This is a genomic window from Plantactinospora soyae (assembly GCF_014874095.1).
Classification (GTDB): domain Bacteria; phylum Actinomycetota; class Actinomycetes; order Mycobacteriales; family Micromonosporaceae; genus Plantactinospora; species Plantactinospora soyae.
The window spans coordinates 7,353,682-7,370,330 of sequence record NZ_JADBEB010000001.1; the positions used below are offsets into that span (position 1 = coordinate 7,353,682).

Below are 16,649 nucleotides of genomic sequence, written 5' to 3' on the forward strand. Positions count from 1 at the left end.
CGAATCCGTGGGAAGAGGGGATCACGGTCTGGCCGCCCCCTGGACGGCCGCTACCGACGGAATTCCGGCCTGGTTACCCTGGTACGCGCGCGAACGATTCAGAAGAACGCGTACCCGGGGTGCCCAGCACCGCTTCGCGGGAGGGAACTCGGGTTGGGGCCCCGGTGGCGGCGTGCGCCAACACCCGCTTCCGGGGCCTCGTTCGGCTACGTCATCGGACCACCCTCCGGCACTGGGCCGGGTGGCGCCGCCGTACCCGACCGGATGGCCTCCGCATCCCAGTTCAGGGTGCCGTCGGCGATGTCGGAACGCAGCGCGCGTACCCACTCCAGTTCGGTTCGGCGCAGCGCCAGCAGATACTCCAGCTCGACCAGGAGGACCCGGTGCAGGATGGGGCCCAGCCCGGCCAACTGTGCTGCCATCTCCGCGATCTGGCCGGAGAGCAGCACCGCGCGACTCTCCAGGGCCCGGATCGCCGACTCCGACGACAGGTGGGCCAGCAATGCCACCGCCGTGGTGAAGGTCGGCTGATCGGTGTCGGGCACCGCCAGCAGGTCGTCGAGCTGGTGCTGGAACTGCTCGAAGCCTTCGGCGGTGATCCGGTAGGTCGTACGCTCCGGCCGGTTGCCTGCCCTGCCGACCTCAGCCGACTCGATCAGGCCGCCGCGCTCCAGCCGCTGCACCGCACGGTAGAGCCCGCGGGGCGATCCGACCGCCTGCTCCTTGCGCCGCTGTCGGATCAACCGCTGCATTTCGTACGGATGGCAGGGACGCTCCGCCAACAGCGCCAGAACCGTCAACCCGACCAGATCCGCCACGACCGTCGCCACGCTCCACTATCGCCATCCGCACTAGTGTCATCCGCACTATAACGCGAAACAGGAGCGTCGTCGCGCCACATCAGGCTCGGCCGGACGGTCGAAGGGTCGATCGACGGATGCTGCTACGTCACGGCAAGCTAGGCTGACCGTCCGTGGCGACGATCGACGACCTGGTCCGACTTGTCCCACCGCCGCCGACGCCGGTGCACGGGCACGGCGACTGGTCGGCGGTGGAGAGAACGCTCGGCTTCACCCTGCCCGCCGACTACCGCGCACTGGTCGTCGCCTACGGCTTGGGCCAGTTCGGTGACATCAGCCTGCTCACGCCCTTCGCCGCGGCGGCGTCACAATACTCTGACCTGGTGTGGCAGGCCGGCGACCTCCTCGACAGATTTCGGGACGCGCGTACGGACTTTCCCGAGGACTTTCCCTACCCGCTGCATCCAGAGCCCGGCGGCCTGCTCCAATGGGCCGGTACCGGGAACGGCGTAATGCTGTGCTGGCTGACCGAGGGTGCCCCGGACACCTGGCCGGTCGTCGTGTTCGACTTCGGCTATCACCGCGACCGCTACGACACGAGCGCCGTCGACCTGCTCCACGGCCACCTGAGCGGGCGTCGCCCGGTCCCGGGACTCGATGGCACACACCCCATCCCCTGGTTCGACGCTTCCTGCGAACGCGACCAGGTCTACGTGCGTCTGTCCGACAGCAACCGTCCGTACCCGGAACGCCTGCACATCCTCCGCGCGATCCTGGCGCCCACGGCGGACCGCGGCGGTTCCACCAGCGAACACGGGCGCCAGGATCACTTCAAGGTCATCGACCGCGACTGGCTGCTGACCTACGAAACCGTATACGGCCACCAGATCCGCGTCGCGTTCCCGCCGGACGACGCTCGCACGGCCCGCTCCGTCATCACCGCCGCGGCACGCGAGATGGGCTGCACGGTTCTGGCGACAACCACCCGCAACGGCGTACCAACCTGGACCAGCCCCTGATCCTCAGTGGACACGCTCGCCGCGATCCGGGTGTCCCTCCGTCGACGACCGACAGGATCTCGATCGCGGTGGGCCCGGCCGGGTGATCCTGGTCCTGCCCCTGCTAGAGGCTGCGGGCGGTGATGTCGCCGTGCGAGGTGGTGGCACGGATGTCGAGTTCGGGGGTCCCATCGTTCTTCAGGGCGTTGTTGACGCGGCCGTAGCCGGTGCCGGCGTCCAGCGCGGCCGAGGCACCCGCAGCGGCGGTGACCGAGATGTCGCCGGACTCGGTGCGGAGCACCACCGTGCCGCGCACCGCCTCGGCGATCCGGATGTCACCCCGGGTGGTACTGATCTCCGCCGAACCGCCCAGCCGACCGACCTCAACGTCGCCGTCGATCGCGGTCAGCCGGACACTCGCGGCCTCGTCGAACCTGATCTCGCGGTACGCGCCCTCGAACGCGACATCACCGAGACGACCGACCCCACTGACCTCACAGCAGGCGGTCTTCGCCTCGACACCGGAGCCGGCCGGCAGACCGATGGTCACCTCGATCGAGCCCGAGGAACCCAGAAGCTGGTTCTTACCCCCCGGGGTCTCGATCCGCAGAACACCGTCGCCGTACGCCACCGTGGTCCGCGCCGCCGCCTTCACATCACGGCCCTTCGCCGCGTCCACGGGCAGAACCCGCACGGTCGTGTCGGACCGCTCGGCGGCGATGAACCGGACCCGTCCGGCCGGGATGTTCAGAACGGCGAAGATCGGGCTGGGGGTGTCGAACGTCCGCATGATGTTCTCCTGTGCCTGGCTGTTGTTCGTCATGCGACAACTATCGGCACCCGGCCTGCCACGCCCCTGCCACGCCACTGACACGACCACTGACACGCGTTCCACCCCCGTGGCCGCGCTCACCCAGGCAGGCCGAATCCGTCCCGATCACGACGAAGGCGTTCAACCAGATCAGCCCGGCCACTCCCCCGGACGGTGGGCCGGCGGGCGCGCCCCCGGATGAGAGTCACACCGCGATGCCGTGGACAGCCGCAGATATCCTCTGGCAATGACTTTCGCCGGGCGCGCATTGAGTCCTGCCGTCGTCGAGGCGTTGAGGTACCGGCCCGGCGTCGTCCACGCGGTCACGCCGGCACCCGTGGACCTCGCGGTACTGCCGTCCTTCTTCAACGAACTGCTTGGCGAGCTGCCGTGGTGGAACCGCGCGTGGCGAGTCACTCAAGTGGAGCCCGCCCACCCACGCGAGACTCCGTGGAACAGGGGCAGGAGCGGGGCTGTCGAGGTGTCCGTGCCTGGGACGGCAAGCTGCGGCGCCGGAGACGTCCTGCCGTTCTCGGGGCAGGTCCGGTTCAAGCGTGATCGGTTGATCCGATTTCAGGCGAAGCTCGGAGACGTGGTCATCGGTCCGGGCGCCGCACCTGCCGGAACACCGGAACCGCATCCCTTCGGAACTGTCTTCAGCAGGCTGATGGACCTGCGCGGGATCTCTGTCAGGGAGATGGCCATGGGAAGCGGCCGGTCAATGTCGACAATCAACGGGCTCCGCAGTGGATATCTCATTCCGCACCGGAAGGTACTCGCTCATGTCCCCGAGGTCTTGAAGATGTCCGCAGAAGACCTGGCCGCTATCGCCGGGCTCGATCCGGAAGACAACCGGTGAGGACGAGCAAAGCTGGGCCGGCACGCCGAGGCGCGGGCGGAGTTCGCGCGGACGACGCCGCTGACCCGCAACAAGCGGGAGCAGACCCTGCTGCTGGACCGCGCCGCCTCCTGCGATCAGCCGGTGCGAACGAACCGTTCCTAAACTCCGAGTCCAGTAACCTCCTCTGGCCGTCTTGGTATCTGGATCTACCGCTGACATCGCGGTCGAACGCCGCTCGAAAACCAGCTTCTCAGGTAGCCGGATGAGGCCCACACTGAATCCGGGCCGGTGGCAGAGCCGGGCTATTGCAGCACTCAGAGTCATAGGCCGGGCACGCACGGGCAACTCGACGGTGTGTGGGGCCGCTGGCGTGCCATGCCCCACCGGGGGTTCAAATCCCCTCCGGCCCGCCGGCATCCGGGGCGGTGGAGCGTACCCCCGCCTGCGGCAGGCCCCGCTCATAGCGCGCCGCCACCAGAACGAAACCGTCACCGAGCGCGTCGACGCTGTCCAGCCTTTCACCCGCTTCGGTCATCCGCACGATCACCGGTTACGCCGTCATGATTCTGGTGGCTTGGGTCCGAGCGTGGTGATGGCGACTACTGCCAAGGGCGCGCCCCGGGGCCTGTTCTCCTACAGGACCCAGCGCATGGCGGAGCTGGTTCGGCTGCGCACTGCCACCGAAACTCGGCGCCGCTGACGACACCGCCGCGACGTCACCACTGCTGCGACGGAAGCTTCTTTAGCAACTCGGGAAGCGCGGCGAGCTGCTCGATCACCACGTCGGCGTCAGCGAGCGCGTCGGGGTGGTGCGTGCTCACAAGGCCGACCACAAAAGCACCAGCGGCCCTACCGGCTGCCACGCCAGCGGGAGAATCCTCGACCACCACGCACGACAGCACGTCCACACCAAGCCGTCGAGCGGCAAGCAGATACCCTTCCGGATCCGGCTTGCCGACACTCACATCCTCCGCAGCCACCAGGATCGCGGGCACCGGTAACCCGGCCCCTTGCAATCGGGCCGTCATCAACGACCGCGACCCCGACGTCACGGCAGCCCAACGCCGCCCATCCAACCGATCCAGTACACCCACCGCACCGGGGATCGGCTCAACGAGATCCGCACAGCCCAGTTCCAGCTCGGCAATCTGCCCCACCACCGTGGCCACCGACTCATCGGGAAAGAACTCAGGCACGACATCCTCGTCACGCCTCCCATGACACACCCGCAGGATCGCGTCCGCATCGACCCCATGACGCAGCGCCGCCTCACGCCACACCGTCGTCACCGCCTCGGTGGAGTCGACCAACGTGCCGTCGATATCGAAGAGAACCGGCCGCTCCATACCCGAGTCACCAGACCCCGTTCGTCGTGTCACCACTACAGGAAACCGAGCCGACCAGGATCCGGCTCCCTACCTCCAGAGCGTCGAACCTGGCGCTGGCATGCTCGGCATACGCTTCTACCGGCACCCGTGCACGCCAGCCAGCCGGGAACCGTCACGCCCTGTCCCGACCTTCCGTACCGGCTGATGTCCAACATTGCCGAAGAGCGAGTGCCTGCCGCGTCGGACGGTCAGCCTCCGAAGCGGACCCGGTACTGGCCACCGGTGATCGCATGGACCGCGACGGGTAAATCGTGCCCCGGTACGACAGTCTCAAACTCGTACGCAAGCCCAAGCTTCTCCATCACCCGTGCGGATCTGGCGTTCTCGACCTGGCGAATGCTGATGATGCGGTCCAGGCCGCAGTCGAGGAACCCGAACCGCATGGCCGCCCTGGCCGCCTCAGTGGCGTATCCACAACCCCAGGACGCGCGATCGAGCCGCCAGCCGATCTCCACAGCCGGCATCACCTCCGGCAGGAAGTCGGGCACCGTGAGACCAGCCCACCCGATCAGTACGCCGGAATCGCGGATCTCGACAGCGAACAGACCGTATCCCCGTTCCTCCCACGTCGCGACCATCTTTCGCAAGCCTTCGGCGCTCTGCCGGCGATCGCGCACCGAGCCATCCATGATGTAGCGCATCACTTCCGGATCAGCATTCATGACCGCGAGGGCGTCGAGGTCGTCGTCTCGCCAGCCGCGCAGGGTCAGCCGGTCGGTCTTCAAAATGATCACCGGAGCATTCTCGATCCCGCACCTCCCCGCTCCAAGGCGGGCACGCCGGCACGAGACCACTCCCACCATCGGTGTCCCCAACAGGCGCCCGCGGTGCCGGATCGTGTGTGAGAGAGTGGTTCATGCCCTTGAGCACATATCACCTCAGAACCTCCATCGCCGTCTCCGACATACAGAAGGCGGTCGCGTTCTACGAAGGCAAACTGGGTCTACAGGTGCTGGAGTCCGGCCCCAGCGCCGACATCGCCGAGGGCAGCCGCGTCTATGGTTCTGGTGGCGGACCGGCGCTGAATGTGTACCAGTCGGTCACTGCCGGGAAGAGCCAGGCCACCCTGGCGACGTGGTACGTCGACGACATCGACCAGATCGTTGACGAACTCGTTTCAGCCGGCGTCACGTTCATCCGTTACGACCAGTTTGAACACGACGCCAAGGGGATCTGTGCTCGGGCCGGCGGTGGACGTATCGCGTGGTTCCAGGACCCGGATGGCAACACCTTCGCTCTCGAAGCCGACGTCTGACTCCCGGTCGGGGATGCGGTGCTTCAGGACCACGACCCCGCGTGCTTCCGGTTGCCTCGTAGGGCGTCTCAGCTTGACGTAGCGGATCGCGACGGCCCGAACGGCTCGAGCCGGTTGACGGCGCGCTCGACCTGATCGAAGTCCCTGTACCGCTTCGGCGCGGAGCTCGGGGCCGACCGCCCCGGGAGCGGCCCTGCAGCACGTCGAGCGGCACGCCAACAAACCGAAAGCCGACCAGAGCATGTTTCATCAGCGGTGCCATGCGACTCATACCTCGGGGAGGGATGGATCGGGTGTCCAGGGGTTGGGTGCGGTGATGGCCCAGCGTTCGTGATCCCGCCAGCCCCCGTCGATATAGAGGTAGGCGGGCGAGAGCCCTTCATATCGAAAGCCCAGCCGCTGGACCAAGGCCAGGGATGCTTTGTTCGCCGGCTGAATGTTGGCCTCCAGCCGGTGGAGCCGCAGGTCGGTGAAAGCGTGCTGCAGGGTGGCGACGAGCCCTTCGGTCATGTACCCGAACCCTGCGGACGGGGCGAAGGCCGCATAGCCGAGGGACGCGCCCTGGTAGCGGCCCCGGATGATCGAGTTGATGTTGACCATGCCGGCGGCTGCGCCAGTCTCCCGGACACGGACCAGAAAGCCCCGGGCGTCGCCGTCGTCGAAGCGGCGCATCCAGACCTGGAACTCCTCCCCGGTAGCGGGTAGCTGCATCCAAGGCAGGTGCAGCTCGGAGCTGGCCTGCACGAGCGCGCAGAACTCGTCCTGGTCGGCGAGGGTGAGCGGGCGTAGTTCGACGCGTGACGGCACCGTGAGCATGGGCCAACGTTAGCTTGATCTTCAACCTGCGGTCGGCTGCCCTCGGCCCGGCTGATGACCAGGACCGCCTTTGATCGACCGGCGCATTCTCGCCACCCAGAGGCGCGGTCCGGCACCCGGGAGTCCGGCATGGCCCGTCGACAGCCTAGCGACGAAGCGTCGTCACTCACATGCGTTCAGTAGTTTGGCCCATGGCGCGGCACTCCGCTGTCTCGTTTCGCCCTTCGCGTGGCGTGGATCCAGGTTCCGCGCACCGGCACCTGCTTGAGCTGAACCCGGGGAAGCGATGGGATCTGTCCGGCGACGACTGTCCGTGCGCCGTCGCCTACTCACCCGCACACGGATGCGCACACTCGGAAGCGGTCACCGCGCGTGATCGCTTGCAGTGAGTTATCGAGGCTGGAGCAGCCCACGTTCGGCCATATAGGCGCGCAATGTCTCGGCGTCCTCGGCGGACATCAAGCGGCGTGGGATCACGGTCGCCGGCATCCGGCCGACGTACACGATCCAGAACTCAGGGGTGTCCCGCACCTGGGATACCCCGTCCCAGGCGATGCCGCCGGACTCCGAGCCGCTGCGCATCATGATGTTGTCGTCGGTGATGTCGTAGGCGCCCTCGACCGCGTAGCGACTGGAGCGGCGTCGGGCGCGCAACCGCACCCACGGCGAGTACAGCATCGACAGCAGGCCACTCACGATCATCGCTACAAACAGCGGCGAGATCCGGTCGCCCCCCGCGAAGCCCTGCGAGACGGCGAGACCGATCGCCCCGACCGCCGCCAGAACCGCGCCGATATAGCCGTACCTGCGCAGCCGGGCACCGCTGAGCACACCGGCCACGCGGCCGGGGTAGGCGGGATCGGCTGGGACGTCGAAACGGATGTGCACGCCAGAACGATAGTGCCCCCACCCCGCGCCGGGCAGCGACTGACTCGCACCCCGCTCGCCGGATCGTCAGGGACGCCCGTTGTCAGCGGCAAGACCCTGCGCCACACGGACAGCGGTACAGGCGCGCGTGCGGCAGGTATCGAACCCGCTACAGGATCTTCCACGCCGTGCGGTACCTGCCGGTGGCGGGGATGCGGGACCATCGAACTATGGAGGTATTCCGATGAAGTGGGTACTCGCACCGACCGTCGTCACCGCCGTCCTCATGGCGCTCGTGCCTGCCACTGCCGGACAAGCCCAGCCCGAACGATCTGAGCCCAATCTCCGTTGGGGGGCGTGCGCCGACATCCCCGACTCCCGCCTGGAGTGCGCCGACCTGCCCGTGCCGCGTGACTACCGGGCCCCGCGAGGCGAGAAGATCACCATCGCCGTCTCCCGACTCAAGGCGGCCGATCCCGGTAAGCGTCGGGGAATCATGCTGCTCAATCCGGGCGGTCCGGGCGGCAGCGGCCTGGATCTGCCGCTGTACCTGGCCGAGACCTTGCCCGCCGAGGTCCTCGACCGCTACGACCTGATCGGGTTCGACCCACGGGGCGTCGGCCGCAGCACGCCGATCAGTTGCGGCATTCCGGAGACCACGCCGATCGACCTGGTCCTGCCGTACCCGGCGCCGGACGGCTCGATCGACCGGAACATCGCCTATGCCCGCGCCACCGCGCGCAGCTGCGTCGCGACCGCCGGTGACCTGCTGCCGCACATCACCACCGCCAACACCGCACGCGACATGGACCGGGTCCGCGCCGCCCTGGAGGAGTCGAAGATCTCCTATCTCGGGTACTCCTACGGCTCGTACCTGGGTGCGGTCTACATCTCGCTGTTCCCGGAGCGTACCGACCGGATCGTGCTGGACAGCGCGGTCGACCCGGCCCGGGTGTGGTACGGCGTCTGGAGCAGTTGGGGTGAGGCGGTCGCGCTGCGGTTGCCCGACTTCACCACGTGGGCCGCGGCCCGCGACGACATCTACCACCTCGGCGCCACGCCGGGCGAGGTCGAACGCACCTACTACCGAATCGCCGAACGGCTGGACCGCTCACCGGTTGAGCTGCCCGGGTTCACCTTCAACGGCAACGTCTTCCGCGAACAGACCCGCAGCGGGCTCTACGACGACCGGTCATTCGGTGACCTCGCGGAATTCTGGCAGGCGTTCTCCGACCCGGCCAACCCGCCGACCGCCGCGACCGTCAAGCCGACCGGGCTCGCCCAGCCGGCGGCGGACAACGGCCTCGCCGTGCTGTACGGCATCGCCTGCGGTGACGTGAGCTGGTCGCGCGACACGGGCAGGTACGCGCGCGACTCAGCCGCCAGCCGCCGCGCCTTTCCGGCGACGGCGGGCATGCCTGCCAACCTCTGGCCGTGTGCCTTCTGGACGCACCGGCCGGTCGAGCCGCCCGTCACGGTGACCGACCGGGGCCCGCGCAACGTGCTGATCCTGCAGAACCTGCGTGATCCAGCAACATCGTGGCGCAACGGGTACGGCCTGCGTCGGGCCCTCGGCGACCGGGCCGCGTTCATCACCGTCGACGCCGGCGGCCACGGAATCTACGGCATCCGGTCCGGCCCGTGCACCGATGCCATCACCACCGAGTTCCTGGTCGGCGGCCGACTTCCGGCCCGGGACCGGTTCTGTGCGGGCCCGTCGCCGGAGGACGTGCCGGCCGCCGGAGCCCGGTCCGCCACCCCCGGCTGGCGCCCCGGCCCCTGGCTGCAACACCCGCTTCTTACGACGGTGGATGATGGCGGCCAGACCGTCCCACCGGCGACATCATCGAGCCCAACAGACGCGGGCCGCGCGGGTCAGGTCCGCGTCGACGACGGTGGAGCCTCCGCCGGCCCTGCGACGTCGACGGGTTCCACCACGAAGACGGGGATCACCCGGTCGGTCTTCTCCTGGTACTGAGCGTAGGGCGGATACGCGGCGACGGCGCGCTCCCACCACTCGGCCTTCTCCTCCCCGGTGATCTCACGTGCCGTCATGTCCCGGCGCACGGACCCGTCCTGAAGCTCCACCTGAGGGTCGGACTTGATGTTGAAGTACCAGACCGGGTGACGCGGGGAGCCGCCCTGCGAGGCCACGACCGCATACCTCCCCTCGTGCTCCACCCGCATCAGCGGGATCTTGCGGATCTTGCCGCTCTTCGCGCCACGGGTCGTGAGAATGACGACGGGCAGGCCCGTGTCCCGTAGCGTCCCCCCTTGGGTGCCGCCCGAGCTCTCGTACAGCTCGACCTGTTCACGTACCCACTGCGCCGGACTCGGCTCGTACTCGCCCTCAAGAGGCACTGCGCCATCCCATCGTCGTACGGATCATGTTGCACTGTTCCACACAAGCCTCGCGCGACCGCACCGGTCAAGCAATCCGGCAGGAGATCCGCCTTGACCGGTTGCGCGAGCCCGCCTCAGCCGCGTCTCTCCCGCCGCCACATCGAAATCCTCGTCATATACTGGTCAGCTTCGATCTTTCCGGAGGTTGGGTTGACGGAGTACTCGCAGGAAGTCGTACAGCGCTTCCACGGCACGCCCGAGCAGGTCGCCGCCGGCCGGATAGAAGAGCCGCCGGCCAGATGGCAGTCCAACGTCATCGAGGACTACGACCCGGCGTGGCCTGATCGGTTCGCCGTGGCCGCTTCCTCGATGAAGGCGGCCCTGGGCGATCTGATCATCGATATCGAACACGTAGGGTCTACCTCGGTGCCGGGCCTGGCGGCCAAGCCCATCATCGACATCGACCTTCTCCTTGACGACACGACGGACGAGTCCCGTTACGTCCCCGTGCTGGAGGGGATCGGCTACCGGCTCCTTCTTCGGGAGCCGTGGTGGCACGGGCACCGGATGCTGGTCCACCCTGTCGGAGACGCCAATCTCCACGTATGGCCGCAGGCCGCGCCCGAGCCGACGAGACACCGGCTCTTCCGTGACTGGCTGCGCGCGCACCCGCAGGACCGGGACCTGTACGCCGCGACGAAGCGGCGCCTCGCGCGGGATACCGCTGATCGAGCCGGCGACTACAGCCTGGCGAAGAACGACGTCATCGATCAGATCCTGGCCCGCATCTTCGCGACGACCGAGGAGCGCCGTCGGCCCGGCCCCGACTGATAGGTGACCTAGCGGGTACGACGCCAATCAGCCGACCGTAGGGCACTGCGCGACTGTGGTCCCGTCAACCGGCGGCCACACCCACCGTTGAGCACCGGATGTCCGCGCATCAACGAGAGCTGGGCCGTGGCCCGCCAGGCCTTCTTGATCGCCGGCGGAGTCATGTCGCTGTTCACCAGCTGTGCGATGTGTGTGCCGAGACCGCCCATCGCGAACTGCACGAAGGTCTCGGCGCAGAACTCGGAGAAGCGGTCCGAACAGCACATCCCGTTCTGGGTTCAGGTGATTCCGGCGGTTGCCGAGCATGCCGCCGAGGGACTTGATCATTGTCTGGCAGCGTCAGCGACCAACCCTTGACTCTCCGGCGAGCCCTTCCCGGTCAGTGGAGGATGCGGTAGCGGATGTGCGTTGCCTCCGAAGTGTCGATCACTCGTACGATCTCCAGTTCGGTGCGCGCGGGCAGACCGTCGAACAGTCGACGACCAGCGCCGAGGAGCACCGGGATCTGGTGGATCTGGATCTCGTCCAGTACCCCGGCTTCGACCGCGCGTTGCGCCGTGTACGCGCCGTGCACCATCACGTCTCGGTCTCCTGCGGCGGCCTTCGCTTGTGCCACCGCACTGGCGATCCCGTCGGTCACATACGTCACCAGCGGATAGTTGGCCACCGACGGGTCTGCGGGCCGGTGGCTGGGCACGAAGATCGGCACGCCATGATGATCGCCTTTCCAGTGATCGACCTGCTCCACGGTTCGGCGCCCCGCAACCACCGCACCGGTCGCTTCCATCGCCTCGGCCATCTCGCCCGCCGGCCCGGACCGCCGGACGTCGCCGTCCACGGTGAAGCCCCAGGTGTGCAGCCGCTCGACCGCCGCTCCGTCACCGCCAGGATTGTCCGGGCCGTCGTTCGGTCCCGCGATGTAGCCATCGAGGGACACCGACATGTAGAGCACTGCTGAGGACATGAACCTGCTCCTTGTCGTCGCCGGGGGCCTGGCGGGCCCTGCTTCGTCGCCGACGCTACAGACCTTGAAAGGCTGGGGTCTGGGTGTCACGTCCCCTCAGGTTCGAAGGGCATTAGGGCCAGGACCGGTCGAGTGCTTGAACGCCTCGGCCAGATCGTGCTGGATACCATCGCCGGGTGAACGATCTCGGGTTCGCGGCACGGGACACGGCCAACCTGCATCTCCGTCGGCCGACGAGCGACGATCTGGACGCGGTGCTCGCGATCGAGACGGATCCCTCCACCAACCGCTATCGTCCGGGCGGTCCTCCTGCCGCCGCAGTTGTCATCGATGAGCTGCGGGCGTGGGATCAGATGTGGCGCGAACACGGCATCGGTTACTGGTTGGCCGAGCACGCGGGCAGCGAAGTCGGCATCGGTGGCATCCGCCCGGCTGTCATCGACAGTCGCTCATGCTGGAATCTCTACTATCGCTTCGCGCCGCAGGCCTGGGGCAAGGGATATGCCACCGAACTGGCGCGGGAGGCGCTCGCAGTCGCCGAGAGACTGAGTCCACGTCTCCCGGTCGCGGCCCGTGCCAGAGGGTACAACGCCGCATCCCTCAGAGTCGCGCGGAAAGCTGGGCTCGTTGAGCGTCCGGAGTTGGGCCACGGCGACGTCGTCGTGCTGACAAACTGGTGGTGAGCGCTTCGTGCTACCGGGTTGGAATCGCTCAGGTTAGGCGGTCATGTTCCTTCGGGGTCGAGGGTCATGCCGGTCTGGGCGAGGAAGCCGGCGAAGAGGTCGGGCCGTCGCTGGATGTGTCGTAGTCGCTGTTTCACGACCTGGCCGAGGTGGTCGATGCCTCGCACGGCGAAATTGCCCAGGCCGCGTTTCAGATGCGCCCAGGCTCCCTCAGCGGGGGTTGAGGTCGGGGGCGTAGGCAGGGAGCCGGATCACGGTCAGCCAGTCCCGAGCGGCGATCAGGGCGCGCATCGTGGCGCTGACGTGGGTGTTCAGGTTGTCCCAGACCAGAATGATCGGGGCTTGTAGACGCTGGTGTACCTGGTCGAGCAGGGCAGCGTAGTCGGTTTCGGAGAAGCTGCTCCGCTCGCCTTTGCGGCTACGGTGGATGATGGTCCGCCAGATGAACCTGCCCCGGTGACCGGGCTTGAGACACACCAGTCCCGCAATCGATACCCGGCCGGAGCCTTTCCCAGACGTCCCGACCACCGGTGTACGGCCACGGCGGGCCCATGTCCTGGCTCTCGGCGGCCGCAGGGTCTGACCCGCCTCGTCCTGGAAGCAGATCCACGCACCCTGCGCCGCCGCTAACCTTTTACCGCTGGCCACCGGCGTCGCTGCCAGCCGCTGATCTGCTCCTCGTCACGCTCGATCGCACGTCGAGCCGGAACCTGCACGGTGTAGCCGATGCGGTGCAGCAGGTAGGACACCCCGCGCAGGGTGTAGTCAACCCCGAACAACTGTTGGATCAGCTCGGTGATCCGGGCCAGAGTCCACCCAGCCCTGCACGGCTGGGCCGGCATCCAACACCGCAGTGAGCTGGCGGATCTGTTCGTCGGAGAGCTTGCACGTCGATCCGCCGGCACCGGTAGATGCGAGGGCCTCGACCCCGCCGGCGGTCCATCTACGCCGCCACTGCCGTACCGACTTCTCCGACACCCGCAACCGCTGCGCAACCTGCGCGGTCGTCCTACCCTGGGCAAACATCTCGGCCGCCTTCCGACGAACCACCTCCCGCCGCAACCGGGCCGCCGCGGACACACCTCCACCATCGGGATACCTCACCCCACTGGTCTAGTCGATCGAGCCGGCCAAGTCAGCACACCACGACGATCAGCCCAAGAAAGACCTCAACCTTTCAACCTCTGTAGCCGCGATCGCGCTGTTCACGATTGAGAACTCTGCCGGCGTGACGCAAGATTGTTGCGTGCCGAAGTTGACCATCGCCCTGGACGACGTTGACCATGAGCTGCTCGACCTTCTCCAGCACGATTCAGGTCGGACCCTGCGCGAACTTGGCGATCTGGTCGCCCTGTCACCCAGCGCCGTCAAACGGCGGATCGACCGATACCACAAGCACGGGGTGATCTCACGACAGGTCACGGTCCTCGACCCGAACCGTCTCCCCGCAGTGATGCTCGCCGTGTGCCTGGTGACCCTCGAACGCGAATCCAGCCGACACCACGAGACGTTCCGTAGGCGGCTGCTCGCCGCCAGCGAGGTGCAGCAGATCTACGACGTCTCCGGTGACTGGGACTACGTCGTGATGGTGGCGTGTAGCGGCATGGCCCACCACACCGAGGTCGCGGACCGGCTCTTCAACGAAGCACCCAACGTGCGGCGTTACACAACATTGTTCGTACTCGACCCCATACTCACCAGCGGCGTCCTACCCACCCGCCCCCCGCACACCTGAACCGTCGATAGTGTCACTTCCAACTGCCCCGCGCGGGGCGGCGATGCGGCTTGCGCGCGCTCCTGCGCCATGTCAGGTCCAGCAACTTCAATTTCCCTTGTCGGATGAGGATGTCTCGGTGAGCGACCCACCGCAGCTCGGTGCCGTGCCCCAGCGTATTGCCGTCGATCCGGAACAGGTCCGTCGGCTCATCGCCGACCAGTTCCCTCAGTGGGCGGACCTCCCGGTTCAGCCCGTGGTCAACGGTGGCTGGGACAACTGGACCTTCCACCTCGGCTCCCGAATGTCGGTGCGTCTGCCCAGCGCTTCCGAGTACGCCCTGGCGGTAGAGAAGGAACACAGGTGGCTTCCGGCGCTGGCTCCCCGACTCCCGCTGCCCGTCCCCGCCCCACTGGCAAAGGGCGAACCCGGGGCCGGCTACCCCTATTCGTGGTCGATCTACCAATGGCTCGACGGCGAAGCTGCCAGCACGGACCGCATCGCCGACCCCGTCCGATTCGCGGCCGACCTGGCCGGGTTTCTGGCTGCCCTGCAGAGCGTTGATACCACTGACGGTCCCCGCCCCGGACAGCACAACTGGTACCGGGGCGGCACGCTACGCACCTACGACGGGAAAGCCCAGCGCGCGCTCACAGCACTGGACGGTCGCGTCGACATCGATCTGGCACGCGAGATCTGGAAGGGTGCGCTGGACGCGAGTTGGGATGGTGCGGAGAGCTGGTTCCACGGTGACATCGCTTCGGGGAACCTCCTGCTCAACGACGGGCAGCTGGCAGCCGTCATCGACTTCGGGACATGCGGCGTCGGCGACCCGGCCTGCGACCTGGCAATCGCATGGACATTGCTGACCGCCGACGGCCGGCAGACGTTCCGGGAGCGCCTGTCCGTCGATGACGCGACATGGACGCGCGGGCGCGGCTGGGCCCTCTGGAAGACGCTCGTCACCTGCGCCTACAGCCTGGGCGACGCCGACGAGCCGGCCGGGGATGCGCCGCGCGTCCTTGGCGAGATCTTCGCCGAATACGCGGCCGGCGCCGCCACCAAGCCCACGCCATGAACCCCGCTCCGCCCGGCAAGGCCTCAGCGCCGTGTTACTGCTGCTCGCCGCGGGCCAGGAGCGGGGTGCGTTGGCCGGCCGTACTGGAACTGTCAGGGCGCCGTCCACCTGCTCGACCAGACGGGCGGCAGTGTCGGAACGACGAAGCCCCCGGCACCGAGCACGACGCTCGACGCCGGGGGGCGCGTGGTACCGCGGATCCGCGATCAGGTGGAGACGACCGTTGTACGGCCACCCCCAACCGTTGCTGGTTGGAGCCGATCTACAGGCCCCAGCCATACCGGACACGGTCGCGGCCGGAGGCGTTTCGGACAGTCAGGTTCAGATCGGTGCCGCTGCCGCTGAGGCCGAACATCGAGTAATGGTCGTAGCCCAGGCTTCCGGTGGGCTTGCCGCCGAGCGCGGGCCAGTAGGTGCCGCCCATCTGATTGTCCCGCATGACCTGTGCGACGGCGCGAATGTGACGTACGAAGTTGTCGGTGCTGCTCGCGTTGGCATAGTTGAGGCCGGTGGACATCGGCGCGCCGTACTCGGTCACGACGGCGCGGGAGGCGCAGTTCCCGAGCCGGGTCTGAATGTGGCTTCGGAAGGCGTCGTACGTCATCGCGCTGTAGAAGAAGGCGTAGTGGTGGAAGGAGAGCAACGTTCCACTGAAGCGGCTGTCGTTGCAGACGTCCCGCAGGTCCTGGCTGTAGCCGGTGCCGCCGATGAGCACCCGGCCGGGCACCGCCGAGTAGTGGTAGCTGAGCCAGTTCGCAGCGACGTTGCGCCAGTCCGCCGAACTGTAGCCGTGGGGCTCGTTCATCGGCTCGAAGTAGACGTTGGTGTTGGAGCCGTAGGTGCTGGTCACCCGGGACCACATCGTGTTCCACGCGGCGAGGTTCGTGATCCTGCCGCCGGAGGCGGCGCCGTCCTCCCAATAGGCGAGGATGACCTTGAATCCGCGGGCGGTGGCGGCGTCGATGGCGCCCCGGTAGTTGTTCCACCACGTCGTGCCGACGGTGTGGGTGTTGATCGGCAGCCGGACGGTGTTGACCCCCATGGCTGCCATGTCGTCGTACAGGGCGTTGGCCTTGGCCCGCACAGTCGCGTTGCTGTCGGACTGGTTCAGGCCCTGAACGACGAGCGGAGCTGTGCTGAAGTTGTCACCCAGCACGGCCCAGTTCATACCTCTGAACTGGTTGGTGGCCGCACTGGCCGGTGATGCGCCGCTGACAGCGGCGACCGGAATCAGCGTCACCGCGGCCAGGGCGCCGATGA

23 protein-coding genes and 1 tRNA gene are annotated in these 16,649 nt (G+C 67.5%); 9 read left to right on the top strand and 15 right to left on the bottom strand.

Features of this window, described 5'->3' with window-relative positions:
- Positions 1-206 precede the first annotated feature (206 nt).
- Complete coding sequence (locus H4W31_RS32290) at positions 207-830, bottom strand: PadR family transcriptional regulator (RefSeq protein ID WP_192770079.1); 624 nt, start codon at positions 828-830, stop codon at positions 207-209.
- A 143-nt stretch (positions 831-973) separates the two neighbouring features.
- Here H4W31_RS32290 and H4W31_RS32295 point away from each other — a divergent pair, with 143 nt between their 5' ends.
- A complete protein-coding gene (locus H4W31_RS32295; protein WP_192770080.1) occupies positions 974-1,819 on the top strand; it encodes an SMI1/KNR4 family protein in 846 nt (281 codons plus the stop codon).
- Positions 1,820-1,922: 103 nt separating this feature from the next.
- Here the strand turns inward: H4W31_RS32295 and H4W31_RS32300 are convergent, their stop codons facing one another.
- Complete coding sequence (locus H4W31_RS32300) at positions 1,923-2,621, bottom strand: DUF4097 family beta strand repeat-containing protein (protein ID WP_318783527.1); 699 nt, start codon at positions 2,619-2,621, stop codon at positions 1,923-1,925.
- Positions 2,622-2,856: 235 nt separating this feature from the next.
- Between H4W31_RS32300 and H4W31_RS32305 the strand changes: the two genes are divergently transcribed.
- Together H4W31_RS32305 and H4W31_RS32310 are read left to right on the top strand one after the other, a co-directional pair.
- The gene (locus H4W31_RS32305) at positions 2,857-3,468 is read left to right on the top strand and encodes a helix-turn-helix domain-containing protein (protein WP_192770081.1); all 612 of its coding nucleotides are present in this window, start codon (positions 2,857-2,859) and stop codon (positions 3,466-3,468) included.
- A 264-nt stretch (positions 3,469-3,732) separates the two neighbouring features.
- A tRNA-OTHER gene (locus H4W31_RS32310) sits at positions 3,733-3,860 on the top strand.
- Here the strand turns inward: H4W31_RS32310 and H4W31_RS32315 are convergent.
- The 3 genes from H4W31_RS32315 to H4W31_RS32325 all read right to left on the bottom strand — a co-directional run bounded on the left by H4W31_RS32315 (position 3,842) and on the right by H4W31_RS32325 (position 5,572).
- Positions 3,842-3,997 (bottom strand): hypothetical protein, encoded by a 156-nt coding sequence (locus tag H4W31_RS32315; protein WP_192770082.1) that lies wholly within the window; start codon positions 3,995-3,997, stop codon positions 3,842-3,844. The genes H4W31_RS32310 and H4W31_RS32315 overlap by 19 nt on opposite strands.
- Positions 3,998-4,166: 169 nt before the next feature.
- On the bottom strand, positions 4,167-4,796 hold the full coding sequence (locus H4W31_RS32320) for an HAD-IA family hydrolase (protein WP_192770083.1): 630 nt from the start codon (positions 4,794-4,796) through the stop codon (positions 4,167-4,169).
- 230 nt (positions 4,797-5,026) lie between these two features.
- Positions 5,027-5,572, bottom strand: coding sequence for a GNAT family N-acetyltransferase (locus tag H4W31_RS32325; RefSeq protein WP_192770084.1), 546 nt, complete (start codon positions 5,570-5,572; stop codon positions 5,027-5,029).
- 122 nt (positions 5,573-5,694) lie between these two features.
- Between H4W31_RS32325 and H4W31_RS32330 the strand changes: the two genes are divergently transcribed.
- Positions 5,695-6,093 (top strand): VOC family protein, encoded by a 399-nt coding sequence (locus tag H4W31_RS32330; protein ID WP_192770085.1) that lies wholly within the window; start codon positions 5,695-5,697, stop codon positions 6,091-6,093.
- A 267-nt stretch (positions 6,094-6,360) separates the two neighbouring features.
- Here H4W31_RS32330 and H4W31_RS32335 read toward each other — a convergent pair whose 3' ends face one another.
- Positions 6,361-6,909 carry a GNAT family N-acetyltransferase gene (locus H4W31_RS32335; protein WP_192770086.1) on the bottom strand — a complete coding sequence of 183 codons (549 nt, stop codon included), beginning with the start codon at positions 6,907-6,909 and terminating at the stop codon, positions 6,361-6,363.
- A gap of 390 nt (positions 6,910-7,299) precedes the next feature.
- Positions 7,300-7,797, bottom strand: coding sequence for a YcxB family protein (locus tag H4W31_RS32340; protein WP_192770087.1), 498 nt, complete (start codon positions 7,795-7,797; stop codon positions 7,300-7,302).
- 223 nt (positions 7,798-8,020) lie between these two features.
- Here H4W31_RS32340 and H4W31_RS32345 point away from each other — a divergent pair, with 223 nt between their 5' ends.
- Positions 8,021-9,754, top strand: coding sequence for an alpha/beta hydrolase (locus H4W31_RS32345; RefSeq protein WP_192770088.1), 1,734 nt, complete (start codon positions 8,021-8,023; stop codon positions 9,752-9,754).
- Here H4W31_RS32345 and H4W31_RS32350 read toward each other — a convergent pair.
- The gene (locus H4W31_RS32350) at positions 9,652-10,137 is read right to left on the bottom strand and encodes a nitroreductase family deazaflavin-dependent oxidoreductase (RefSeq protein WP_192770089.1); all 486 of its coding nucleotides are present in this window, start codon (positions 10,135-10,137) and stop codon (positions 9,652-9,654) included. The two genes, H4W31_RS32345 and H4W31_RS32350, sit on opposite strands and share 103 nt — an antisense overlap.
- A 192-nt stretch (positions 10,138-10,329) precedes the next feature.
- On the opposite strand from H4W31_RS32350, the gene H4W31_RS32355 reads away from it, so the two are divergent.
- Entirely contained in the window at positions 10,330-10,950 is a 621-nt protein-coding gene (locus H4W31_RS32355) for a GrpB family protein (protein WP_225945779.1), read from the top strand.
- An 8-nt stretch (positions 10,951-10,958) separates the two neighbouring features.
- Here H4W31_RS32355 and H4W31_RS32360 read toward each other — a convergent pair whose 3' ends face one another.
- Complete coding sequence (locus H4W31_RS32360; RefSeq protein ID WP_192770090.1) at positions 10,959-11,216, bottom strand: hypothetical protein; 258 nt, start codon at positions 11,214-11,216, stop codon at positions 10,959-10,961.
- 113 nt (positions 11,217-11,329) lie between these two features.
- Complete coding sequence (locus tag H4W31_RS32365) at positions 11,330-11,893, bottom strand: dihydrofolate reductase family protein (protein WP_225947388.1); 564 nt, start codon at positions 11,891-11,893, stop codon at positions 11,330-11,332.
- Between the two features lie 197 nt (positions 11,894-12,090).
- On the opposite strand from H4W31_RS32365, the gene H4W31_RS32370 reads away from it, so the two are divergent.
- Positions 12,091-12,597 (top strand): GNAT family N-acetyltransferase, encoded by a 507-nt coding sequence (locus tag H4W31_RS32370; RefSeq protein WP_192770092.1) that lies wholly within the window; start codon positions 12,091-12,093, stop codon positions 12,595-12,597.
- Positions 12,598-12,638: 41 nt separating this feature from the next.
- On the opposite strand, the gene H4W31_RS43945 is transcribed toward H4W31_RS32370, so the two are convergent.
- Genes H4W31_RS43945 through H4W31_RS43300 form a run of 4 tightly spaced genes read right to left on the bottom strand, consistent with a single transcriptional unit; the run spans position 12,639 to position 13,701 of the window.
- Complete coding sequence (locus tag H4W31_RS43945; protein ID WP_264084099.1) at positions 12,639-12,764, bottom strand: hypothetical protein; 126 nt, start codon at positions 12,762-12,764, stop codon at positions 12,639-12,641.
- 43 nt (positions 12,765-12,807) lie between these two features.
- On the bottom strand, positions 12,808-13,245 hold the full coding sequence (locus tag H4W31_RS32375) for a transposase (protein ID WP_318783528.1): 438 nt from the start codon (positions 13,243-13,245) through the stop codon (positions 12,808-12,810).
- The gene (locus tag H4W31_RS43295; protein ID WP_225945780.1) at positions 13,224-13,439 is read right to left on the bottom strand and encodes a helix-turn-helix domain-containing protein; all 216 of its coding nucleotides are present in this window, start codon (positions 13,437-13,439) and stop codon (positions 13,224-13,226) included. Before H4W31_RS43295 ends, H4W31_RS32375 begins: the two co-directional genes overlap by 22 nt.
- Positions 13,363-13,701: a helix-turn-helix domain-containing protein gene (locus tag H4W31_RS43300; protein WP_450091427.1), complete on the bottom strand. Its 339-nt coding sequence runs from the start codon at positions 13,699-13,701 to the stop codon at positions 13,363-13,365. Before H4W31_RS43300 ends, H4W31_RS43295 begins: the two co-directional genes overlap by 77 nt.
- A gap of 142 nt (positions 13,702-13,843) precedes the next feature.
- Between H4W31_RS43300 and H4W31_RS32385 the strand changes: the two genes are divergently transcribed.
- Together H4W31_RS32385 and H4W31_RS32390 are read left to right on the top strand one after the other, a co-directional pair.
- Positions 13,844-14,332: an Lrp/AsnC family transcriptional regulator gene (locus tag H4W31_RS32385; RefSeq protein WP_318783529.1), complete on the top strand. Its 489-nt coding sequence runs from the start codon at positions 13,844-13,846 to the stop codon at positions 14,330-14,332.
- Positions 14,333-14,450: 118 nt separating this feature from the next.
- Positions 14,451-15,389, top strand: coding sequence for an aminoglycoside phosphotransferase family protein (locus H4W31_RS32390; protein ID WP_192770093.1), 939 nt, complete (start codon positions 14,451-14,453; stop codon positions 15,387-15,389).
- Between the two features lie 262 nt (positions 15,390-15,651).
- Here the strand turns inward: H4W31_RS32390 and H4W31_RS32395 are convergent, their stop codons facing one another.
- Complete coding sequence (locus tag H4W31_RS32395; RefSeq protein WP_318783530.1) at positions 15,652-16,629, bottom strand: cellulase family glycosylhydrolase; 978 nt, start codon at positions 16,627-16,629, stop codon at positions 15,652-15,654.
- Positions 16,630-16,649: the final 20 nt, after the last annotated feature.

What these genes read in the sequence shown, in the direction of transcription:
- H4W31_RS32365 (WP_225947388.1), bottom strand. Translation starts at nt 11,893, where the DNA reads ATGTCGGTGTCCCTCGATGGCTACATCGCGGGACCGAACGACGGCCCG.
- H4W31_RS32305 (WP_192770081.1), top strand. Translation starts at nt 2,857, where the DNA reads ATGACTTTCGCCGGGCGCGCATTGAGTCCTGCCGTCGTCGAGGCGTTG.
- H4W31_RS32300 (WP_318783527.1), bottom strand. Translation starts at nt 2,621, where the DNA reads ATGACGAACAACAGCCAGGCACAGGAGAACATCATGCGGACGTTCGAC.
- H4W31_RS32320 (WP_192770083.1), bottom strand. Translation starts at nt 4,796, where the DNA reads ATGGAGCGGCCGGTTCTCTTCGATATCGACGGCACGTTGGTCGACTCC.
- H4W31_RS32345 (WP_192770088.1), top strand. Translation starts at nt 8,021, where the DNA reads ATGAAGTGGGTACTCGCACCGACCGTCGTCACCGCCGTCCTCATGGCG.
- H4W31_RS32330 (WP_192770085.1), top strand. Translation starts at nt 5,695, where the DNA reads ATGCCCTTGAGCACATATCACCTCAGAACCTCCATCGCCGTCTCCGAC.
- H4W31_RS43295 (WP_225945780.1), bottom strand. Translation starts at nt 13,439, where the DNA reads ATGCCGGCCCAGCCGTGCAGGGCTGGGTGGACTCTGGCCCGGATCACC.
- H4W31_RS32360 (WP_192770090.1), bottom strand. Translation starts at nt 11,216, where the DNA reads ATGTGCTGTTCGGACCGCTTCTCCGAGTTCTGCGCCGAGACCTTCGTG.
- H4W31_RS32335 (WP_192770086.1), bottom strand. Translation starts at nt 6,909, where the DNA reads ATGCTCACGGTGCCGTCACGCGTCGAACTACGCCCGCTCACCCTCGCC.